The sequence below is a fragment of the Microbacterium ulmi genome (genome assembly GCF_011759705.1).
In the GTDB taxonomy this organism is placed as follows: domain Bacteria; phylum Actinomycetota; class Actinomycetes; order Actinomycetales; family Microbacteriaceae; genus Microbacterium; species Microbacterium ulmi.
In genome coordinates, this window is sequence record NZ_JAAOZF010000001.1 from 367,762 (window position 1) to 385,091 (window position 17,330).

Here is a 17,330-nt window from a genome sequence, read left to right on the forward strand (position 1 = left end):
CGCAATGACGGGACGAGTGGCAGTCGTCGGAGCGGGGGCGAACGGCGCATCGATCGGCGCAGACCTCGTGGCGGCGGGCGTGGACGTGACGCTCGTGGAGCAGTGGCCCGCGCACGTCGAGGCGATGCGCTCGGCGGGCCTGCGGGTGCGGATGGCCGACCGCGAGCTGCACGTCGAGCCGCGCGTCGTCCACCTGTGCCAGGTGGCCGAGCTGCGCGATCCGTTCGACGTCGTGCTCGTGGTCATGAAGGCGTACGACACGCGCTGGGCCACCCAGCTGCTCGCGCCGCATCTCGCCGAGGGCGCGGTCGTGGCCGCCGTGCAGAACGGCATGACGACGGATGCCGTCGCCGACGTGGTCGGCCCCGACCGTGCGATCGGCACGGTCATCGAGATCTCCTCGACCATGACCGAGCCCGGGATCGTGCAGCGCCATACGCAGCCCGAGGCGTCGTGGTTCGCTGTCGATGCGGATCCCCGCGCCGACGGCGTCGCGGCGCTGCTGGCCTCGTCCGGGTGCGTCGAGCGGTTCGCCGACATCGAGTCCGCGAAGTGGATGAAGCTCGTGAGCAACTGCTCGCTGCTCGTGACGACGGCCCTCCTCGGGATGCCGATGCTCGACGCGCGCGACGTGCCCGGCCTGCGCGAGCTCATGATCGCGGCGAGCGACGAGGCGCTCGCGGTCGGTATCGCACGCGGTCACGGCATCCTGCCGATCTTCGGGCTGACGCCGGCCGACCTCGAAGGCTCCGTCGCCGAGGCGCTCCTGGACGCCGTCTACGGCTTCGTGCGACCCGGCGCCACGACGACCGTGCTGCAGGACTGGGGCAAGTCCCGGCGCAGCGAGGCGTCGGAGCTCAACGGCCTCGTGGCCGACGAAGGAGCCCGGCTCGGCATCCCGACCCCCGTCAACACGCGGATCGTCGAGCTCGCCCGTCGTGTCGAGCGGGGCGAGCTGTCGCCAGGGCCGCACAACACGGCGGCGCTGCTCGGCGGCCGGTGACCGTCGAGGCTGCGCCCGGCGGCCGGCCGCTCAGTACCCGACGGTGAAGCGCTCGCGGCGGTGCTTCGGGTTCTCGATCTCGTCCAGGACCGCGATGGCGAAGTCGGCGCCCGAGATGTCGGAGCGGCCGTCCTCGTCCACCACGAGCACGTCGCCGCCGTCGCGGTACGAGCCCGTCCGCTGTCCCGGGTTGAACGCTCCGAAGCCCCCCGCGGGGTGGATGTAGAACCAGTCGCGTGCGGCATCCGTCGCCTGCAGGTCCTCCAGCACGCCGTACGCCTCGAGCGACTCGGGCTTGTACTCCTCGGTGAAGCCCTCCGTGTCGACCAGACGCGGGCCCCCGGGTGCGACGAGGCTACCGCCTGCACCGCCGATGACGCCGACGCGGACCGTCTCGGGAAGCGCCGCGACGAGCGCCGCGAGGTTGGGCCGCACCTTGCCGAGCATGTCGCCGCGCGGGGCGACGGCCGAGACGACGACGTCGACGCCCTGCAGCTCGGCGGCGAGGCTCGGCGCGTCCAGGAGCGTGCCCTCGATGTAGGTCGCGCCCGCGACCCGCTCGCGCGGGTAGGAACGGGCGACCGAGACGACCGAGTGACCGCGGTCCACGGCCTCCTGGACGAGGTGGCGACCGGCGAAGCCGGTGCCTCCGATGACGGCGATGCGAGCCATGGTGTTCCTTCCGACGGTGGGATGTCTGCCGAATGCAATCCGCCGCCCGCGCGGTGCATTCCCGTGCATCGACCTCGTGGCCTCTCGAGCCGGGGGCGCTCTCCGGCCTGCGGCGCGGGCGGCCTGCTGCGGGGCGGCCTACTCCTGGGCCGCCCGGAGCGTCGCGACCTGGTACAGGGCGACGGATGCCGCGATCCCCGCGTTGAGCGACTCCGTGGCCGCCGAGATCGGGATCGACACGACCTGGTCGCACGTCTCGGTCACGAGCCGCGAGAGGCCCTTGCCCTCGGAGCCCACCACGATGACGACGGGCCGATCGGCCAGCTCGAGGGCGGGCAGCGACACGTCCCCGCCGCCGTCGAGGCCGAGGACGAACACGCCCTGCTTCTTGAACTCCTTGAGCGTCGAGGTGAGGTTGGGCGCGATCGCGACGGGGACCCGTGCCGCCGCCCCCGCGCTCGTCTTCCACGCCGCCGAGTTGACGCCCGCCGAACGGCGCTGCGGGATGATCACGGCATCGCCGCCGAAGGCGGCCGTCGAGCGGATGATGGCCCCGAGGTTGCGCGGATCCGTCACGCCGTCGAGCGCGACGAACAGCGGGACCCCGCCGCGCTCGACGACCGCTTCGAGGAGGTCCTGCGGGTGGGCGTACTCGTACGGCGGCACCTTGAGCGCGACGCCCTGGTGCACGCCGTCGAAGCCCGCCATGCGGTCGAGCTCGGGGCGCGTGACTTCGAGGACGGGGATGCCGCGATGCGTCGCGATCGACAGCATCTCCTTGACGCGGTCGTCCATCTCGACGCGCTGCGCGATGTAGAACGACGTCGCGGGGATCTTGGCGCGCAGCGCCTCGAGCACCGAGTTGCGGCCCGTGACCGTCTCGGTGTCGTCGCCCGACTTCGCCTTCGGCGGGCGGTTGCCACCGGCGCCTGCCGGCTTGGCGCCCGGCCTTCCCTTGCCGCCCGCCGCCGCATAGCGCTCGGCCGCCGCCTTGCGCTTGCCGGCGACGTGCCAGCCGCGATCCTCCGCCTTGGGCGTCGGGCCCTTCCCCTCGAGCGCCTTGCGGCTGTGGCCGCCCGTGCCCTTGAGGGGACCCTTCTTCTTGCCTCTGCTTGCGCCGGGGCGCGGTGGCTTAGCCATGAGTCACACTCCAATGAGTCCCGTCGGGACCGTCTTCGAGGACGATGCCGGCCGCCGCGATCGCGTCGCGGATGCGGTCGGCCGCCGCCCAGTCCTTGTTCGTGCGGGCGTCTGCCCGCTGCGCGATCATCGTCTGCACGAGGGTGTCGAGAGTGGATGCCGCTCCCCCGCCGTCGCGCGCCGTCCACTCCTCTGCCCCCGGATCGATGCCGAGGATGCGCGTCATCTCGCGCACCTGGATCGCTGCGACGTGCGCGTCGTCGCTCGCGCCCGCGTCGAGAGCCGCATTGCCCGCACGCACCTTCTCGTGGACGATCGCGAGCGCCTGCGGCACGCCGAGGTCGTCATCGAGCGCATCCGCGAACGCCTTCGGCAGGAGGTGGAAGTCGGGTTCGCTCGCGTCCGCGGCGGTCGCGGCGGGTCGCTGCGCCGACCACTCGAGTCCGCTCGGAACGCGCTGCACGCGCTGCAGGAACGTGCGGATGCGGTCGACCGCGGCATCCGCTTCGTCGAACGACGACTCTGAGATCGCGAGGCTCGAGCGGTAGTGCGCCGCGGCGAGCGCGTAGCGCACGACGAGCGGGTCGCGGTCGCGCAGGAGGTCGTCGGCGAGCACGAAGTTGCCGAGCGACTTCGACATCTTCTGGTCGCCGACCGTCACGAGGCCGTTGTGCACCCAGTAGCGCGCGAATCCGTCGCCCGCGGCCGCCGACTGGGCGAGCTCGTTCTCGTGGTGCGGGAAGCGCAGGTCGAGGCCGCCGCCGTGGATGTCGAACTCGGGGCCGAGATAGCGCCGCGACATCGCGGAGCACTCGATGTGCCAGCCGGGGCGGCCCGCACCCCACGGCGAGTCCCACACGGCCGACGACGGCTCGTCGGGCTTCGCGCCCTTCCACAGGGCGAAGTCGCGGGGGTCGCGCTTGCCCCGCGGGTCGGCGTCCTCCGCGGACTCCATGAGATCGAGCGACTGCCGCGTGAGCTGCCCGTAGTGCGGCCACGACCGCACGTCGAAGTAGACGTCGCCGGGCGCGGCATCCCCCGCCGCATACGCGTAGCCGGCCTCGACGAGGCGCCCGATGAGCTCCTGCATCTGCGGGATCGACGCCGTCGCCCGCGGTTCGTACGTCGGGGGCAGGATGCCGATCGCGGCATACGCACGCGAGAACTCGAGCTCCATGCGGTACGCGAGGGCCCACCACGGCTCGGCGTCTGTCGCGTTCGCGAGCACCTTGTCGTCGATGTCTGTCACGTTGCGCACGAACGTCACGCGGCCGAACCTATGGGTCAGCCACCGGCGCAGGAGGTCGAACGCGAGCGCGCCGCGCAGATGCCCGATGTGCGGTCCCGACTGGACGGTCGGACCGCAGACGTAGATCGTGACGTTCGCCGGGTCGAGCGGCGCGAAGTCGCGCAGCGCCTGAGCCTTGGTGTCATAGAGCCGGACCGTCACCGCACCAGCCTACCGGCGGGGCCTGCGCGAGTCCTGGTCGTGACGACCCGGTAGAACTGTAGAGTGCTCCGCGTCTTCGCCGTCCTCGCCGCGGCCGTCCTGTTCGGCACGACGGGCACGTCGCTGGCGCTCGGGCCTGACGGGACGACGCCCCTCGCGGTGGGAGCCGTCCGCCTCGTCATCGGCGGCACGGGCCTCGCGATCGTCGCGTTCGTCCTTGCGCGACGCCACGCGCGGCGGCGCACGACCCCCGCGCCGCGCCCGAGCCGACGAGCCGTCGCGCTCATGGCCACGACGGCGGTCTGCCTCGTCGTGTACCAGCCGCTGTTCTTCCTCGGGACGGCGCGCAACGGCGTCGCGGTCGGGACGGTCGTCGCACTGGGCGCCGCTCCCGTGCTCGCGGGCATCCTCGAGTGGACGCTCACGCGCCGGATGCCCGGCGGCACGTGGATGCTCGCGACGGGCTTCGCGACGATCGGCGTCGTGCTCCTCGGCTTCGGCGGCCAGGCGCATGCGTCGGGCGCCGCCGGAACGGATCCGCTCGGGCTGCTCGGCTCGCTCGGGGCAGGGGCGTCCTTCGCGATCCTCGCCAACGCACAGCGGCGCCTGCTCGACGAGGGCTGGGATCCGTTCACCGTCGTGGGTTCGATGGGCCTGGGCTCGGCCGTCCTGTCGGCGCTCGTGCTGCCCTTCGTCGACCTGCGCTGGCTCGGCGAGCCGGCCGGCGTCGTCATGGCGCTGTGGCTCGGGCTCGCGACGATCTCGCTCGCCTACACGCTGTTCACGTGGGGCCTCGGCGGCCTCACGGCGGCGACCGCCGCGACGCTGACGCTCGGCGAGCCGCTCACGGCGAGCGTCCTGGGCATCGCCGTGCTCGGCGAGCGGCTCTCGGGTCTTGCGGTCGGCGGCGTCGTCCTGCTCGCGGCGGGACTCGCGCTGCTCGCCTGGGGCTCGCGGCGCGCCCGGGACCCCGAGCCGTTCGCCGTGGAGGGCTGAGCCTGCGCGCATCGAGTGCGCCGGCCGTGCACGGCCACCCGGCCCGGCCAGGCCGGCCGGGTCGCGCGAGGCGGGACGAAACGGGCCCGACATCGCCGCGTGCGAGACTGTCGGCGACATGACCACGGACATCCAGATCCGCGTCGACGACCTCTCCGGCGCGCAGACCCAGGCCCTCGTCTCGCGCCATCTCGCGGGCATGCACGACAGCTCGCCGCCCGAGAGCGTGCACGCGCTCGACCTCGACGGGCTGCGGCATCCGTCGATCACGTTCTGGTCGGCGTGGATCGACGGCGAGCTCGCCGGGATCGCCGCGCTCAAGAGCCTCGATGCCGACCGGGGCGAGATCAAGTCGATGCGCGTCGACGACCGCTTCCGCGGGTCCGGAGTCGGGCGCGCGCTGCTGCGGCACGTGCTCGGGCAAGCGCGCCTGCGCGGAATGTCGAGCCTGTGGCTCGAGACGGGCACGCCGGCCGAGTTCCTCCCCGCACAGCGGCTCTACGAGAGCGAGGGGTTCGTCGAGTGCGGTCCGTTCGAGGACTACTCGCTCGATCCGTTCTCCCGGTTCATGACGAAGGCTCTGTAGCGCCGGGCGGGTTCTCACGGAGGCCGCCTCCGGACGACGAGCCGCGCCCTCAGGCCGGAACGACGAGCCGCGGCCTCAAGCCGGAACGACGAGCGCGACCGCGAACGCCGCCACTCCCTCGCCGCGCCCCGTGAAGCCCAGCCCGTCGGTCGTCGTCGCCGCGACCGACACGGGGGCGCCGCCGAGTGCGGCCGACAGCGCCGCCTCGGCCTCCGCCCGACGCGATGAGAACCGCGGGCGTCCCGCCTGCACCTGGACGGACACGTTGCCGACGCGCCATCCGGCCTCGCCGAGCAGTGCCGCGGTGCGCGAGAGGAACGCGTCGGCGTGCGCCCCCGCATACTGAGGCTGGTCCGTGCCGAAGTGGGTTCCGATGTCGCCGAGCCCCGCCGCCGACAGCAGCGCGTCGACGATCGCGTGCGCGACGGCATCGCCGTCGGAGTGCCCCGACAGCGCCCGCTCGCCGCTCCATCGGAGCCCCGCGAGCCAGAGGTCGCCGTCTCCGCCGAAGGCGTGCACGTCGGTGCCGACCCCGACGCGAGGGCCCGGGGCGCGAGCGTCGAGCGACGTCTGCGCGGGCGCGACGGGGTGCACGAGCGAACGCGCCCGCTCGAGGTCGGCGGGCGTCGTGATCTTGAACCCGAGCGGATCGCCGTCGACGACGTACACGGGATGACCCGCTGCGGCCACGAGCGCCGCATCGTCGGTGAACTCCTCGTCCGCGACGGCGTACGCCGTGTCGAGGATGTCGCGCCGGAACCCCTGCGGCGTCTGTGCCGCCGCGAGCTGCGACCTGTCGACGGCCGCCTGCACGGCGTTCCCCTCGATGCGCTTGATCGTGTCGATGACGGGCAGCACGGGAACGACCCCGGGGAGCCCCTCTTCGACGGCGTCGACGACGCGCGCGAACACCTCCGGGGGCACCAGGGCACGGGCCGCGTCGTGGACGAGGACGACATCGACGTCGGGCCACACGGCGGCGAGCCCTGCCGCGACCGAGCCCTGCCGGGTCGCTCCCCCCGTCACGACGGACGCGAGGTCGCGGCGGGCCCCCGCCGCTTCGAGCACGTCGGTCAGCGCGTCGCCTTCACGTCCGTCGGGCGCCACGACGACGACCTGCGCACGGGGCCCGGCGAAGACCCCGCGCAGCGCATGACGCAGGATCGTGTGCTCGTCGAGCCCGACGAACGCCTTGGGGGCGCCGGCGCCCAGTCGCGTGCCTGATCCGGCCGCGACGACGACGACGGCGACACGGGGAACGGGGTCGACGCTCATGCCATCGAGACTACCGAGGGCGCTCGGCGTCGTGCGATGCGGCGGCAGCGGAGCGCGATCGCGTGCGCGTCAGGACGCGAGGACCTCTTCCAGGACGACGCTCGCGCGCTCCTCATCGGTCTTCTCGGCGAGGGCCAGCTCGGAGATGAGGATCTGCTTCGCCTTGGCGAGCATGCGCTTCTCACCGGCCGACAGTCCGCGGTCCTGATCGCGGCGCCACAGGTCGCGCACGACCTCGCTCACCTTGATGACGTCGCCCGACGCGAGCTTCTCGAGGTTCGCCTTGTACCGGCGCGACCAGTTCGTCGGCTCTTCCGTGAAGGGAGCCCGCAGGACCTCGAAGACTCGGTCGAGGCCTTCCTTGCCGATCACGTCGCGGACGCCCACCAGATCGACGTTCTCCGCCGGGACCTCGATGATCAGGTCCCCCTGCGTGACGTTGAGCTTCAGGTACTTCTTCGTCTCGCCCTTGATGACTCGGTCCTTGACCTCGATGATCGTCGCGGCCCCGTGATGGGGATAGACGACCGTCTCGCCAACCTCAAAAAGCATGCAGTTATGTCCTTTCGGCAACCTCCAGAATACCACAGGCGGCATACGCTAAGGTTCGCCGCCGCCCTGGACGCGTGCGGGCTCGGCGGCGGCCGGCCCCGCGGAGGACGACACGCCGACCCTCTAGAATCGTGAGGTAAGCCGTCGTCCGCTCCCCCTTGGAGGATCCGTGAAATCGCGCCTCATCGCGTCGCTCGCCGTCGGCGCCGCCATCGCCCTCGGGACGACGGGCTGCGCCATGATCTCGCCGCAGGCGACGACGATCCACTACTCGCCGGCCGACGGTGTCAGCGTCTCGGCGCCAGGCTCGCCCCTGCAGGTGCGCAACGCGCTCATCGTCGCCGACGAGGCCGGAGAGAACGGCAACTTCGTCGCCGCGATCGTCAACGACACCGACGACGCGCAGACGCTGAGCCTCGAGTTCGGCGAGGGCTCGGGCGCGATCCAGAAGTCGGTCCGCGTCCCCGCGCGCAGCGTTGTGAGCCTCGGCAGCGACGACACCGAGCCGCTCCTGGTGAAGGGCATCGACACGCTTCCGGGGTCCGACCTGCCCGTCTTCTTCCAGTCCGGCGACGCAGACACGGTGCGCGCCGACATCCCCGTCCTCGACGGATCGCTCTCGTACCTCGAGTCGCTCGCTCCGTAGCGGCCCGCGAGACGGGATGCCGCGGCATCCCGTCTCGCGCACGTCACCCCTCGAAGCGGTACCCGAGCCCGCGCACCGTCACGAGCATGACGGGCTCGCCCGGGTTCTGCTCGATCCGCGAGCGAATGCGCTTGATGTGCACGTCGAGGGTCTTCGTGTCGCCGAAGTAGTCGCTTCCCCACACGCGGTCGATGAGCTGGCCGCGGGTCAGGACGCGTCCGGCGTTGCGCATGAGCACCTCGAGCAGCTCGAACTCCTTCAGGGGCATGCTGATCTCGCGCCCCTCGACCGCGACCGTGTGCCGGTCGATGTCGACCGTCACGCGGCCGCCCGTGAGGATGCGATCGTCGAGATCCGCGTCGACGGAGGAGAACCGGCGCAGCACGGCCCGCATGCGCGCGAGCAGCTCTCGGGCCGAGTACGGCTTCGTGACGTAGTCGTCCGCACCGAGCTCGAGCCCCACGACGATGTCGACCTCGGAGTCCTTGGCCGTGAGCATGATGATCGGCACGGCCGACGAGGCTCGGATCTGACGGCACACCTCGGTGCCCGGCATCCCCGGGAGCATGAGGTCGAGCAGGACGATGTCTGCACCGCGATCGCGGAACGCCGACAGCGCGGCCGGTCCGTCCTCGGCGATCTCGACGTCGTAGCCTTCGCGACGGAGCAGGTAGGCGAGCGGATCGGCGAGATCCGGCTCGTCCTCGACGAGCAGCACACGGGTCATGCGGGGTCTCCCTTCGTGGGGACGGGAGCCGTGGAGGTGCCGGCGGCGGTCGAGACCGCCTTCGACTTCGGCTTGGACTTCTTGCGTTTGCGCTTGCGCGACGGGTCGTCGAGCGGCGCGTCGATGCGCGGCAGGCGGATCGTGAAGGTCGAGCCCTTCCCCGGTCGCGACCACAGGCGCACCTCGCCGCCGTGCCGCTGCACGGCGTGCTTGACGATCGACAGGCCGAGACCCGTGCCGCCCGTGCGCCGGGAGCGCGCCTGGTCGGCGCGGTAGAACCGCTCGAAGATGCGGTCCTGATCGCCTTCGGCGATGCCGATGCCGCGATCCGTGACGGAGATCTCGACGATGTCGTCGACCGCCTTGACGCCGACGGCGACGGCCGACCCCTGCGGGGAGTACGCGATCGCGTTCGCGACGAGGTTCCCCACGGCTTCGCCGAGCACCTGCGCGTCGCCGCGCACGTAGACGCCCTTGACGCCGCCGCGGTGCAGGAGAACGCCCGCGGAGGCCGCCTGGATCGCGTGCGCCTCGAGCGCCGACGCGACGATCTCGTCGACGGAGACGTCGCGCTCGGCCGTCAGGTCGTCGGCCGACTGAAGGCGCGACAGGTTCATGATGCGCGACGTGAGCAGAGCGAGCCGGGATGCCTCGCCCGTCAGGCGCGATGCGAAGATGCGCACCTGCTCGGGGTCGTCGGCTGCGGACTCGATCGCCTCGGCGAGGAGGCTGACGGCGCCGACGGGCGTCTTGAGCTCATGACTCGTGTTCGCCACGAAGTCGCGGCGCATCTGCTCGACGCGCTCCTTCTCCGTGATGTCGCGGAGGACGAGCAGCACGAGGCGCGGCGAGATCCGCGTCGCGCGGACGGCGACGAGCCGCGGCTCGGCAGGGGCGGGGCCCCGGCGCAGCCGCAGCGTCTCGGTCGCCGCCCCCGACTCCGCGCCGCGAGCGCGGCGGGCGAGCGCCCGCAGCTCGTCACCAGGGACGACGTTGCCCTCTTCGAGGCCGAAGGGGCCCGCGGGGGCGGATGCCGCGAGCACGGTCGACGACGTGTCGACGACGACGGCCGGGTCGTCCATGCCGTGCATGACGTCGCGAACGCCGTCCGGGATCTCGACCGACGTCTCGGCGCGCATGCGGTCGCGCGCACGCATCGAGACGACCACGAGGGCGGAGATCGACCCGCCGATCGCGACGCCGACGAGCAGCGCAAGCAGCGCGAGCTGCGTCGAATCCATGTCCTCCAGAGTAGAGGGACAGCGCCCCGGCGCCCCGTCGGCCCGAACACCGCGGGAGGCGCATCCGGCTACTATTCACTCCTGGAGCACCGTTCGTTAACCTTCGCTGGCGAGAATCGCCGAGTCGCAGGACGAGTGCGTCCAGGCGAAAACGGAAGGGTTGCAGCGGATGCGCGAAGTGTTCCACCACTCGCTGGAGGATGTCCAGGGGCGCCTGGTCGAGATCGCGGAGCTCGTGACGATCGCGATCGACAAGGCCACGCAGGCATTCGGCACGAGCGACGTCTCGCTCGCCGAGGAGGTCATCGAGGCCGATGCGATCATCGACGAGAAGGCGATCGCACTCGACGAGCTCGCGATCGAGATCCTCGCGCGCCAGCAGCCCGTCGCCCGCGACCTGCGCATCGTGGTGAGCGCGCTGCGCATCAGCGCGTCGCTCGAGCGCATGGGAGACATCGCCGAGCACATCGCGCAGCTGACGCGCATGCGGTTCCCCGAGCGCGCCATCCCCAAGGGGCTCAAGGGCACGTTCACGCGCATGGGCGGCCTCGACGTCGAGGTGTCCCGTCAGCTCACGGAGCTCCTGCGCACGCAGGACCTCGAGATCGCCGACCGGATCCGCAACGCCGACGACGAGATCGACGAGCTGCACGTCTCCGTGTTCGAGAAGGTCCTGAGCGACAGCTGGCAGGGCGAGGCGGCCGCGACGGTCGACGCGACCCTCGCGAGCCGGTACCACGAGCGCTTCGCCGACCACGCCGTGTCGATCTCGAAGAAGGTCATCTACCTCGCGACCGGCGACTGGACGCCCGACACGGACGACACGTTCGTCGTGCCCGGAGGCGCACAGGCGTAGGCCCCGCAGACGAAGAGGAGCGGATGCTGCCGGGGGGCGGCATCCGCTCTTCCGTGTCTGCGCGGTGCTCCTGCGCGCGTGCTCCTGCGCGCGAAGCGTCTGCGCCGTGCTCCCTGCGCTGCGTCCGTGATCCTGCGCTGCGTCCGTGATCCTGCGCTGCGTCCGTGCTCCCGCGCTGCGTGCGCGCGGTGCGCCGTGCGGAGCGGGGGTCCGGGTCGACGCCGCGGCGGCATCGACCCGGGCCTCGTCAGGCCTTGCCCTGGTTCGCGACGGCGGCGGCGCCCGCCGCGGCGGCCTCGGGATCGAGGTACTCGCCCGGGCCGAGCGGCAGGAGGTCCTCGCCGAGCTTGTAGACGAGCGGGATGCCGGTGGGGATGTTGAGCTCGGCGATGTCGGCGTCGCTGATGCCGTCGAGGTGCTTGACGAGTCCGCGCAGCGAGTTGCCGTGCGCCGTGACGAGGACGGTCCTGCCCGCCTTCAGGTCGGGGACGATCTCGCCCTCCCAGTACGGCAGGAGGCGGTCGATGACGAGCTTGAGCGACTCCGTCCGCGGGAGCTCGCCGTCGATGCCGGCGTAGCGCACGTCGTCGACCTGGCTGTACGGGTCGTCGTCGGCGAGCGGGGGCGGCGGCACGTCGAACGAGCGGCGCCACAGCATGAACTGCTCCTCGCCGAACTCCTCGAGGGTCTGCGCCTTGTCCTTGCCCTGCAGCGCGCCGTAGTGGCGCTCGTTGAGGCGCCACGAGCGCTTGACGGGGATCCACAGCCGGTCGGCGGCGTCGAGAGCGATGTCGGCCGTCTGGATCGCGCGGCTCAGCACCGACGTGTGCAGGACGTCGGGATGCAGGCCCGACTCGGCGAGCAGCTCGCCGCCGCGCTGGGCCTCGGCCTTGCCCTGGTCCGTGAGGCGGACGTCCACCCATCCGGTGAACTGGTTCGACTTGTTCCACTCGCTCTGGCCGTGGCGGAGGAGGATCAGCGTGTAGGGCGCAGTCATGCGCTCAGCTTAGCGAGGAGCCGCGCGACACGCCCCTGGGAGTGACGGCCGATGTCGGGCTGGCATCATGGGGGGATGCCGTCCGGTCGCTCCCCCGTCGGCCAGGTGACGCGCGGCACGACGGGCACGAACCGCCTGCGCCGCGTCGACCGCTGGATCGCGCGGCATCCCGTGCTGCGTCGTACGACGGATCCGCTCGTCGTCGACCTGGGCTACGGCGCGAGCGGCGTGACGGCGCTCGAGCTGCATGCCCGCCTCGCGCGGGCCCGTCCCGACGTCGAGGTCCTCGGCCTCGAGATCGACCCGGCGCGCGTCGCCCGGGCGACCGCGCAGCTGCGCGAGGTCCGCGCGGGCGGGACGGCCTTCGCCCCGGAGGCGCACGTGTCGTTCGCGCTCGGCGGGTTCGAGGTGCCTGTCGCGCAGGGACGCAGGCCCGCCGTCATACGAGCCATGAACGTCCTGCGGCAGTACGACGAGTCCGACGTCGCGGCGGCCTGGCGGCGCATGGCCGCGCGCCTCGCGATGGGCGGCCTGCTCGTCGAGGGCACGTGCGACGAGCTCGGCCGGATCACGACGTGGATCGCGGTCGACGCGGAGGCCGTGCCGCGGTCCCTCACGCTGTCGCTGCGACTCACCGGGCTCGAACGGCCCTCCGTCGCGGCCGAGCGCCTGCCCAAGGCCCTCATCCACAGGAACGTGCCCGGCGAGCCCGTGCACGCCTTCCTGCAGGCCCTCGACGCGGAGTGGGAGCGCGCGTCCGCCGTCTCGCCGTTCGGTCCCGTGCACCGCTGGCAGACGGCGCTGAGCGCCCTGCAGGCGTCGGGCTGGCCGCTCGTCGCACGCTCCCGCTGGCGCCTCGGCGAGGTCACGGTGCCGTGGGAGGCCGTCGCCCCGGCATCCTGACCCCGCTTCCCATCCGCGCCCTCGCATCCGCGCCCTCGCACGGGCGCGCGCCGCCGCCGACCCCGTGCGCCCACGTCGACCCCGTGCGCCCGCGATCGGGGCCCGCAGGCCGGGCCTCAGATGCGCGGAACGGCCGCGCGCGCCTCGGCCGGCGGCATCCCGGTCGCCGTCAGGAGGTCGACGGCGAACGGCCGCATCGCCGCGACGAGGTTCTGATCGCCCAGCGACGCGCCGGGCAGCACCTTCGCGGGGTCGAGGTGAGACGCGATCGCGCGCAGGGCCTCGCGGGCGGCAGGCTCCAGCGAGATGTCGTCGAGCGCGGCGTCGGCCGCCGCGGCGCCCCGCAGCAGATCGGCCAGGACGTCGGCCGTGACGGCGCGCGCGACGCCGTCGTCGCACACGTACGCCGTGCGGCGCGCGATGACCCGCAGATTGCGGATGGCGAGGTCGAGCGCCTGCCGCGCCCGCTCCTGACGCTCGAGCTCGAACCGCTGGCGCCGCAGGAACGGCGAGATGCGCGCGATCGCGAGGCCCGCGTCCAGCGACGACCTCCAGTCGTCGACGAGCGGCTGCAGCGCGCGCGCCTTCTCGAGCCCGCGCTCCGCACGCAGGCGATCGCCCCGTCGCAGCGCCTGCACCAGGGTCTGCCCCGCCGACTCGACGCCCGCGAACACCCTGTGCCCGTCCCGTTGCGCCGCGCGCAGCGGATTGCGCGGCAGCAGCGCCGTCACGAGGACCGCCGCGATCCCCGCGACGACGCCGTCGGCGAGCCGGAGGAAGGGCGCCCCCGCCGGGACGACCATCACGATCGCCGACTGGATCGCCGCCGCGATCGCGAACCCGCCCTGCGGGGAGAGGAATCGCGCGATGACGAGCGTCACCGCCAGCGCAAGCCCGAGCTGCCACCAGCCGGCGCCCGCGACGATGAGCAGGAGCTCCGCCACGAGGATGCCCACGAGCATCCCGAGCACGGTCTCGAGCACGCGCCGCGGACGCGCGTCGCGCACGAGGCCCAGGCTCGAGACGGTGACGGTCGCGGCGAGCAGCGGCGCGGGATGGCCCAGCACGTAGAAGGCGAACGCATACGCCCCCGTCGCTGCCACGACGATCTGCAGGATCGGGACGGCCGACTCGCGCACGCGCGCGATCGCCCCGCGGACGTCGAACCGAGCACGCCAGCCGGTCGCGACGACCCCCGTCGCGGGCCCGCTCACGGCGGCGGCCTCACTCGACGGACGCGCCGGCCGGCGGCTGCGCGGCCCGGCGACGGCCGATTCGCGGAAGACGCGGGACGGATGCCGTGGCACCGGCGTCCGGCGGCACGACGACCTCCTGCGCCGCAGCGACGGGCCCGTCGGCCGTGTCGACGGCGAGCCCCGCGTCGACGGGGGTCGAACGGCGCACGAGCGCGAGCGCGATGGGGCCCTCCTCGTAGTGCAGCGCGACCGACGTCACGGTGCCGACCGCGTCGTCGCCCACACGCACCGCCGCACCGGGCTCCGGGAGCACGCTCCCGCTGCCGTCGAGCTGCAGCGCGACGAGACGCCGGGGAGGATGACCCAGGTTGTGCACCTTCGCGACGGTCTCCTGGCCGCGGTAGCACCCCTTGCTCAAGTGCACCGCGGTGCGCAGCCAGTCGACCTCGTGCGGGAGCGCCCGCTCGTCGGCCTCAGCGGACCAGCGCGGGCGCCACGCCGCGATCCGCAGCGCATCCGCTGCCGCGAGACCCGCGAGCGCGAGGGTGCCGGCGGCCGCGGCATCCGCGATCCGCTCCTCCTCGGCGCGTGTCACGATCGCCTCGACCCAGTCGCGGTCGGCCCCGGGGTGCGGCTCTGCGGCCGCATAGCCGTGGCCTCCCGCCGCGACGCCGGGCCACGGGTCGTGCCACACGAGGGGAACCCCCGCGGGCGAGGCCGGCGAGATGCCGCCGATGGCAGCGGCCGTCCCGCCGACGACGGCGTGCTCGCCGCCCGCGTCGCGCGGCGCGACCCTCAGCCGGAAGCGCATGCGGACGAGCCATGCCAGCAGCGCGTCGGCGTCGCCCGCGTCGGCGATGAGCCAGGTCGTCTCGCCGTCGTCGAGGACGGATGCCGCATGCTCGACGTGACCGTGCGGGTCGAGGATCAGCAGCTCCGAGCTCTCGCCGGGGGCGAGTCCCGTGAGCGCCTGCGACGCGAGCGAGTCGAGCCACGAGAGGCGGTCCTCGCCGGACACGGCGAGGACTCGCCGATCGCCGAGGGGGGCCAGCGCGGCGCCCGCCGCGAGCGCACGCTGCTCCGACAGCGGGTTCCCGACGTGGCGGAGCCCCTCGTCGTCGACGACGGCGCCGGGGACACGACCGAAGACGGCGCTCATCAGTCCATCCGCGCGAGTCGCGCCGACGCGTGCGACGAGAGCTCACGTCCGAGCGCCGCGATGTCCCACGCCCACAGCAGGTGCTCGTCGACGAGTCCGTACATGCGGGATGCCGCGGCGTAGATCTTGGCGTTCGCCGTGCGCACGACGGCATCCGTCGCGAGGTCGATGCGGGGTCCCTTCACCTGGCCGAGATAGAGCTCGGTGACGCCGTCGGCGTGCACGAGCGACACCTCGAGGTCGAACCCGCCGAGCGGGTTGCGCAGCGCCTCGACGTCGTCGGCGGTGCGCTGCGGAGCCGCGGCGATCGCGGGCAGGAGCCCCGGGCCGGCGTCGGCATCCGTCGCAGCGCGCGAGAGGCGCCAGTAGCCCATCTCCGACACGAGCGGCGTGCGCTCGCCGCCGGTGCCGAGCAGCCACGCGTTCGCCGAGTAGTTGAGGTAGTCGCCGCCGTCGTGGCTGAAGCTCACCCGGTGCAGGAACTCGCCCTCGAAGAGGCGCTCGCCCGCTTCGTAGTCGATGACGCCCGTGCCCTCCCACACGCCGAGCAGCCAGGAGAGCGGCACGAGATCGGCGGGAAGCCCTGTCGGCAGCTCGATCACGTCGCGCCGTCCGTCAGCGCTGGCCGCGATACAGGTTCCAGACGACGGCGCCCGAGACGAAGGCGATCGCGAGAGACGCGAGCACGAGAAGGCCCACGAAGAAGAGTTCGAGCGCGACGTAGTCCATGTGCCTAGCTTATCCCGGGGAATCGCGCAGCGCGCCGAACGGGCTCCGCCGCGCGGACCCGCATCCCGGGCGTCAGGCGGGGACGATCGAGGCGAGCGCGAAGCCGAGGCTGATGACCCCCATGACCACGAGCGCGCCCAGGACGCTCGCGGCGACGCGCTCCGTGAAGCCCTGCGACCGGCCGTAGCTGAGCTGCACGGCGAACGAGAGCAGGACCGATCCGCCGAGACCCGTCGCGAGCCATGCGGCTCGCCACTCCGGCGGGACGAACGCGCCGACGCTGATCGCGATGAGCGCGGCGACGACCCACACGACGATGACACCGGCGAAGGTACGGCGCGGAGCGAGCTCAGGCGTGGCCACGCTCCCATTGTGTCCCACCGCGCGCGGCGGTGCACGGCGAGGAGGGGCGGCGACGTCCTACACTTGGGTGACGGCGCTCCCCCAAGCGCCGGGAGGACCCGCCTTGGCACAGCTTCTCGTTCTGAGCTCCGCACCTGGAGGCGGTCCCGTCCTGCCTTCGCTCGAGCTCCTGAGCCACCGCGTGCGACAGATCCCCGCCGAGCCGGCACAGCTCGTGAACGCGCCGAGCGCCGACGTCATCTTCGTCGACGCGCGCATCGACCTGGTCGGGGCGAAGTCGCTGTGCAAGATCCTCAACACGACGGGACTGGACGCACCGCTCGTCCTCATCGTGACGGAGGGCGGCCTCACCGCCGTCTCGCCCGACTGGGGCGTCGACGACGTCATCCTCGTCACGGCCGGGCCCGCCGAGGTCGACGCGCGCGTGCGCCTCGTGATCGGGCGGATGTCGAAGGAGCAGGTCTCGACCCGCATCCAGACCTCCGGCATCACGATCGACGAGTCGTCGTACTCCGCGAAGGTGCACGGCAAGCCACTCGACCTCACCTACAAGGAGTTCCAGCTCCTGCACTTCTTCGCGACGCACCCCTCGCGCGTGTTCACGCGCGAGCAGCTGCTCAGCGAGGTGTGGGGGTACGACTACTTCGGCGGCACGCGCACCGTCGACGTGCACGTGCGGCGTCTGCGCGCGAAGCTCGGCGACCTCGAGCAGCTCATCGGCACCGTGCGCAACGTCGGGTACCGCTTCAACGTCTACGAGGACGATCAGCTGCCCGCGGCGCCCGCGCGCGGCTGACGGATCCGAGTTCACCTACTCGTCACATCCCCCTGCAATGATG

Annotated in this window: 19 protein-coding genes; 7 read left to right on the plus strand and 12 right to left on the minus strand. The window is 72.6% G+C overall.

What is annotated here, in order from left to right; translation table 11 throughout:
* Positions 1–4: 4 nt before the first annotated feature.
* Positions 5–1,003, plus strand: a complete 999-nt coding sequence (locus FHS08_RS01745) for a ketopantoate reductase family protein (RefSeq protein ID WP_167034914.1) — start codon at positions 5–7, stop codon at positions 1,001–1,003.
* A 30-nt stretch (positions 1,004–1,033) separates the two neighbouring features.
* Here the strand turns inward: FHS08_RS01745 and FHS08_RS01750 are convergent, their stop codons facing one another.
* The 3 genes from FHS08_RS01750 to cysS form a co-directional block, all read right to left on the minus strand.
* Positions 1,034–1,675, minus strand: a complete 642-nt coding sequence (locus FHS08_RS01750; protein WP_167034916.1) for an NAD(P)-dependent oxidoreductase — start codon at positions 1,673–1,675, stop codon at positions 1,034–1,036.
* 138 nt (positions 1,676–1,813) lie between these two features.
* Positions 1,814–2,815, minus strand: coding sequence for a 23S rRNA (guanosine(2251)-2'-O)-methyltransferase RlmB (rlmB, locus tag FHS08_RS01755; protein ID WP_167034918.1), 1,002 nt, complete (start codon positions 2,813–2,815; stop codon positions 1,814–1,816).
* Positions 2,808–4,265, minus strand: coding sequence for a cysteine--tRNA ligase (gene cysS, locus FHS08_RS01760; protein ID WP_167034920.1), 1,458 nt, complete (start codon positions 4,263–4,265; stop codon positions 2,808–2,810). Before cysS ends, rlmB begins: the two co-directional genes overlap by 8 nt.
* A 63-nt stretch (positions 4,266–4,328) precedes the next feature.
* Between cysS and FHS08_RS17215 the strand changes: the two genes are divergently transcribed.
* Positions 4,329–5,261: an EamA family transporter gene (locus tag FHS08_RS17215; RefSeq protein WP_167034922.1), complete on the plus strand. Its 933-nt coding sequence runs from the start codon at positions 4,329–4,331 to the stop codon at positions 5,259–5,261.
* A gap of 118 nt (positions 5,262–5,379) precedes the next feature.
* Entirely contained in the window at positions 5,380–5,847 is a 468-nt protein-coding gene (locus FHS08_RS01770) for a GNAT family N-acetyltransferase (protein WP_167034924.1), read from the plus strand.
* Between the two features lie 75 nt (positions 5,848–5,922).
* On the opposite strand, the gene ispD is transcribed toward FHS08_RS01770, so the two are convergent.
* Positions 5,923–7,122: a 2-C-methyl-D-erythritol 4-phosphate cytidylyltransferase gene (ispD, locus tag FHS08_RS01775; protein ID WP_167034926.1), complete on the minus strand. Its 1,200-nt coding sequence runs from the start codon at positions 7,120–7,122 to the stop codon at positions 5,923–5,925.
* 69 nt (positions 7,123–7,191) lie between these two features.
* A complete protein-coding gene (locus FHS08_RS01780; RefSeq protein ID WP_167034928.1) occupies positions 7,192–7,674 on the minus strand; it encodes a CarD family transcriptional regulator in 483 nt (160 codons plus the stop codon).
* A 169-nt stretch (positions 7,675–7,843) separates the two neighbouring features.
* Here FHS08_RS01780 and FHS08_RS01785 point away from each other — a divergent pair, with 169 nt between their 5' ends.
* On the plus strand, positions 7,844–8,320 hold the full coding sequence (locus FHS08_RS01785; RefSeq protein ID WP_167034930.1) for a DNA modification methylase: 477 nt from the start codon (positions 7,844–7,846) through the stop codon (positions 8,318–8,320).
* A 43-nt stretch (positions 8,321–8,363) separates the two neighbouring features.
* On the opposite strand, the gene FHS08_RS01790 is transcribed toward FHS08_RS01785, so the two are convergent.
* Positions 8,364–9,047 (minus strand): response regulator transcription factor, encoded by a 684-nt coding sequence (locus tag FHS08_RS01790; protein WP_167034932.1) that lies wholly within the window; start codon positions 9,045–9,047, stop codon positions 8,364–8,366.
* Complete coding sequence (locus FHS08_RS01795) at positions 9,044–10,288, minus strand: sensor histidine kinase (RefSeq protein WP_167034933.1); 1,245 nt, start codon at positions 10,286–10,288, stop codon at positions 9,044–9,046. The genes FHS08_RS01790 and FHS08_RS01795 overlap by 4 nt, the downstream gene beginning before the upstream one ends.
* Positions 10,289–10,457: 169 nt before the next feature.
* Here FHS08_RS01795 and phoU point away from each other — a divergent pair, with 169 nt between their 5' ends.
* Positions 10,458–11,144, plus strand: a complete 687-nt coding sequence (gene phoU / locus FHS08_RS01800; RefSeq protein ID WP_167034935.1) for a phosphate signaling complex protein PhoU — start codon at positions 10,458–10,460, stop codon at positions 11,142–11,144.
* Positions 11,145–11,391: 247 nt separating this feature from the next.
* Here the strand turns inward: phoU and FHS08_RS01805 are convergent, their stop codons facing one another.
* The gene (locus FHS08_RS01805) at positions 11,392–12,141 is read right to left on the minus strand and encodes a phosphoglyceromutase (RefSeq protein WP_167034937.1); all 750 of its coding nucleotides are present in this window, start codon (positions 12,139–12,141) and stop codon (positions 11,392–11,394) included.
* Between the two features lie 75 nt (positions 12,142–12,216).
* Here FHS08_RS01805 and FHS08_RS01810 point away from each other — a divergent pair, with 75 nt between their 5' ends.
* Positions 12,217–13,044, plus strand: coding sequence for a class I SAM-dependent methyltransferase (locus FHS08_RS01810; protein WP_167034939.1), 828 nt, complete (start codon positions 12,217–12,219; stop codon positions 13,042–13,044).
* A 116-nt stretch (positions 13,045–13,160) separates the two neighbouring features.
* Here the strand turns inward: FHS08_RS01810 and FHS08_RS01815 are convergent, their stop codons facing one another.
* From FHS08_RS01815 to FHS08_RS01830, 4 genes are all read right to left on the minus strand, one after another.
* Positions 13,161–14,258, minus strand: coding sequence for an FUSC family protein (locus FHS08_RS01815; protein ID WP_170283178.1), 1,098 nt, complete (start codon positions 14,256–14,258; stop codon positions 13,161–13,163).
* 10 nt (positions 14,259–14,268) lie between these two features.
* A complete protein-coding gene (ygfZ, locus tag FHS08_RS01820; protein WP_167034941.1) occupies positions 14,269–15,399 on the minus strand; it encodes a CAF17-like 4Fe-4S cluster assembly/insertion protein YgfZ in 1,131 nt (376 codons plus the stop codon).
* Positions 15,399–16,001 carry a heme-binding beta-barrel domain-containing protein gene (locus tag FHS08_RS01825; protein ID WP_167034943.1) on the minus strand — a complete coding sequence of 201 codons (603 nt, stop codon included), beginning with the start codon at positions 15,999–16,001 and terminating at the stop codon, positions 15,399–15,401. The genes ygfZ and FHS08_RS01825 overlap by 1 nt, the downstream gene beginning before the upstream one ends.
* 199 nt (positions 16,002–16,200) lie before the next feature.
* The gene (locus tag FHS08_RS01830; RefSeq protein ID WP_167034945.1) at positions 16,201–16,491 is read right to left on the minus strand and encodes a hypothetical protein; all 291 of its coding nucleotides are present in this window, start codon (positions 16,489–16,491) and stop codon (positions 16,201–16,203) included.
* Positions 16,492–16,594: 103 nt separating this feature from the next.
* On the opposite strand from FHS08_RS01830, the gene FHS08_RS01835 reads away from it, so the two are divergent.
* A complete protein-coding gene (locus FHS08_RS01835) occupies positions 16,595–17,287 on the plus strand; it encodes a winged helix-turn-helix domain-containing protein (protein WP_167034947.1) in 693 nt (230 codons plus the stop codon).
* Positions 17,288–17,330: the final 43 nt, after the last annotated feature.

Excerpts from the sequence above, each read along its gene's own strand:
- FHS08_RS01745 (WP_167034914.1), top strand. The coding sequence starts at position 5 with ATGACGGGACGAGTGGCAGTCGTCGGAGCGGGGGCGAACGGCGCATCG.
- FHS08_RS01750 (WP_167034916.1), bottom strand. The coding sequence starts at position 1,675 with ATGGCTCGCATCGCCGTCATCGGAGGCACCGGCTTCGCCGGTCGCCAC.
- rlmB (WP_167034918.1), bottom strand. The coding sequence starts at position 2,815 with ATGGCTAAGCCACCGCGCCCCGGCGCAAGCAGAGGCAAGAAGAAGGGT.
- FHS08_RS01770 (WP_167034924.1), top strand. The coding sequence starts at position 5,380 with ATGACCACGGACATCCAGATCCGCGTCGACGACCTCTCCGGCGCGCAG.
- ispD (WP_167034926.1), bottom strand. The coding sequence starts at position 7,122 with ATGAGCGTCGACCCCGTTCCCCGTGTCGCCGTCGTCGTCGTCGCGGCC.
- FHS08_RS01780 (WP_167034928.1), bottom strand. The coding sequence starts at position 7,674 with ATGCTTTTTGAGGTTGGCGAGACGGTCGTCTATCCCCATCACGGGGCC.
- FHS08_RS01790 (WP_167034932.1), bottom strand. The coding sequence starts at position 9,047 with ATGACCCGTGTGCTGCTCGTCGAGGACGAGCCGGATCTCGCCGATCCG.
- FHS08_RS01795 (WP_167034933.1), bottom strand. The coding sequence starts at position 10,288 with ATGGATTCGACGCAGCTCGCGCTGCTTGCGCTGCTCGTCGGCGTCGCG.
- phoU (WP_167034935.1), top strand. The coding sequence starts at position 10,458 with ATGCGCGAAGTGTTCCACCACTCGCTGGAGGATGTCCAGGGGCGCCTG.
- FHS08_RS01805 (WP_167034937.1), bottom strand. The coding sequence starts at position 12,141 with ATGACTGCGCCCTACACGCTGATCCTCCTCCGCCACGGCCAGAGCGAG.
- FHS08_RS01810 (WP_167034939.1), top strand. The coding sequence starts at position 12,217 with ATGCCGTCCGGTCGCTCCCCCGTCGGCCAGGTGACGCGCGGCACGACG.
- ygfZ (WP_167034941.1), bottom strand. The coding sequence starts at position 15,399 with ATGAGCGCCGTCTTCGGTCGTGTCCCCGGCGCCGTCGTCGACGACGAG.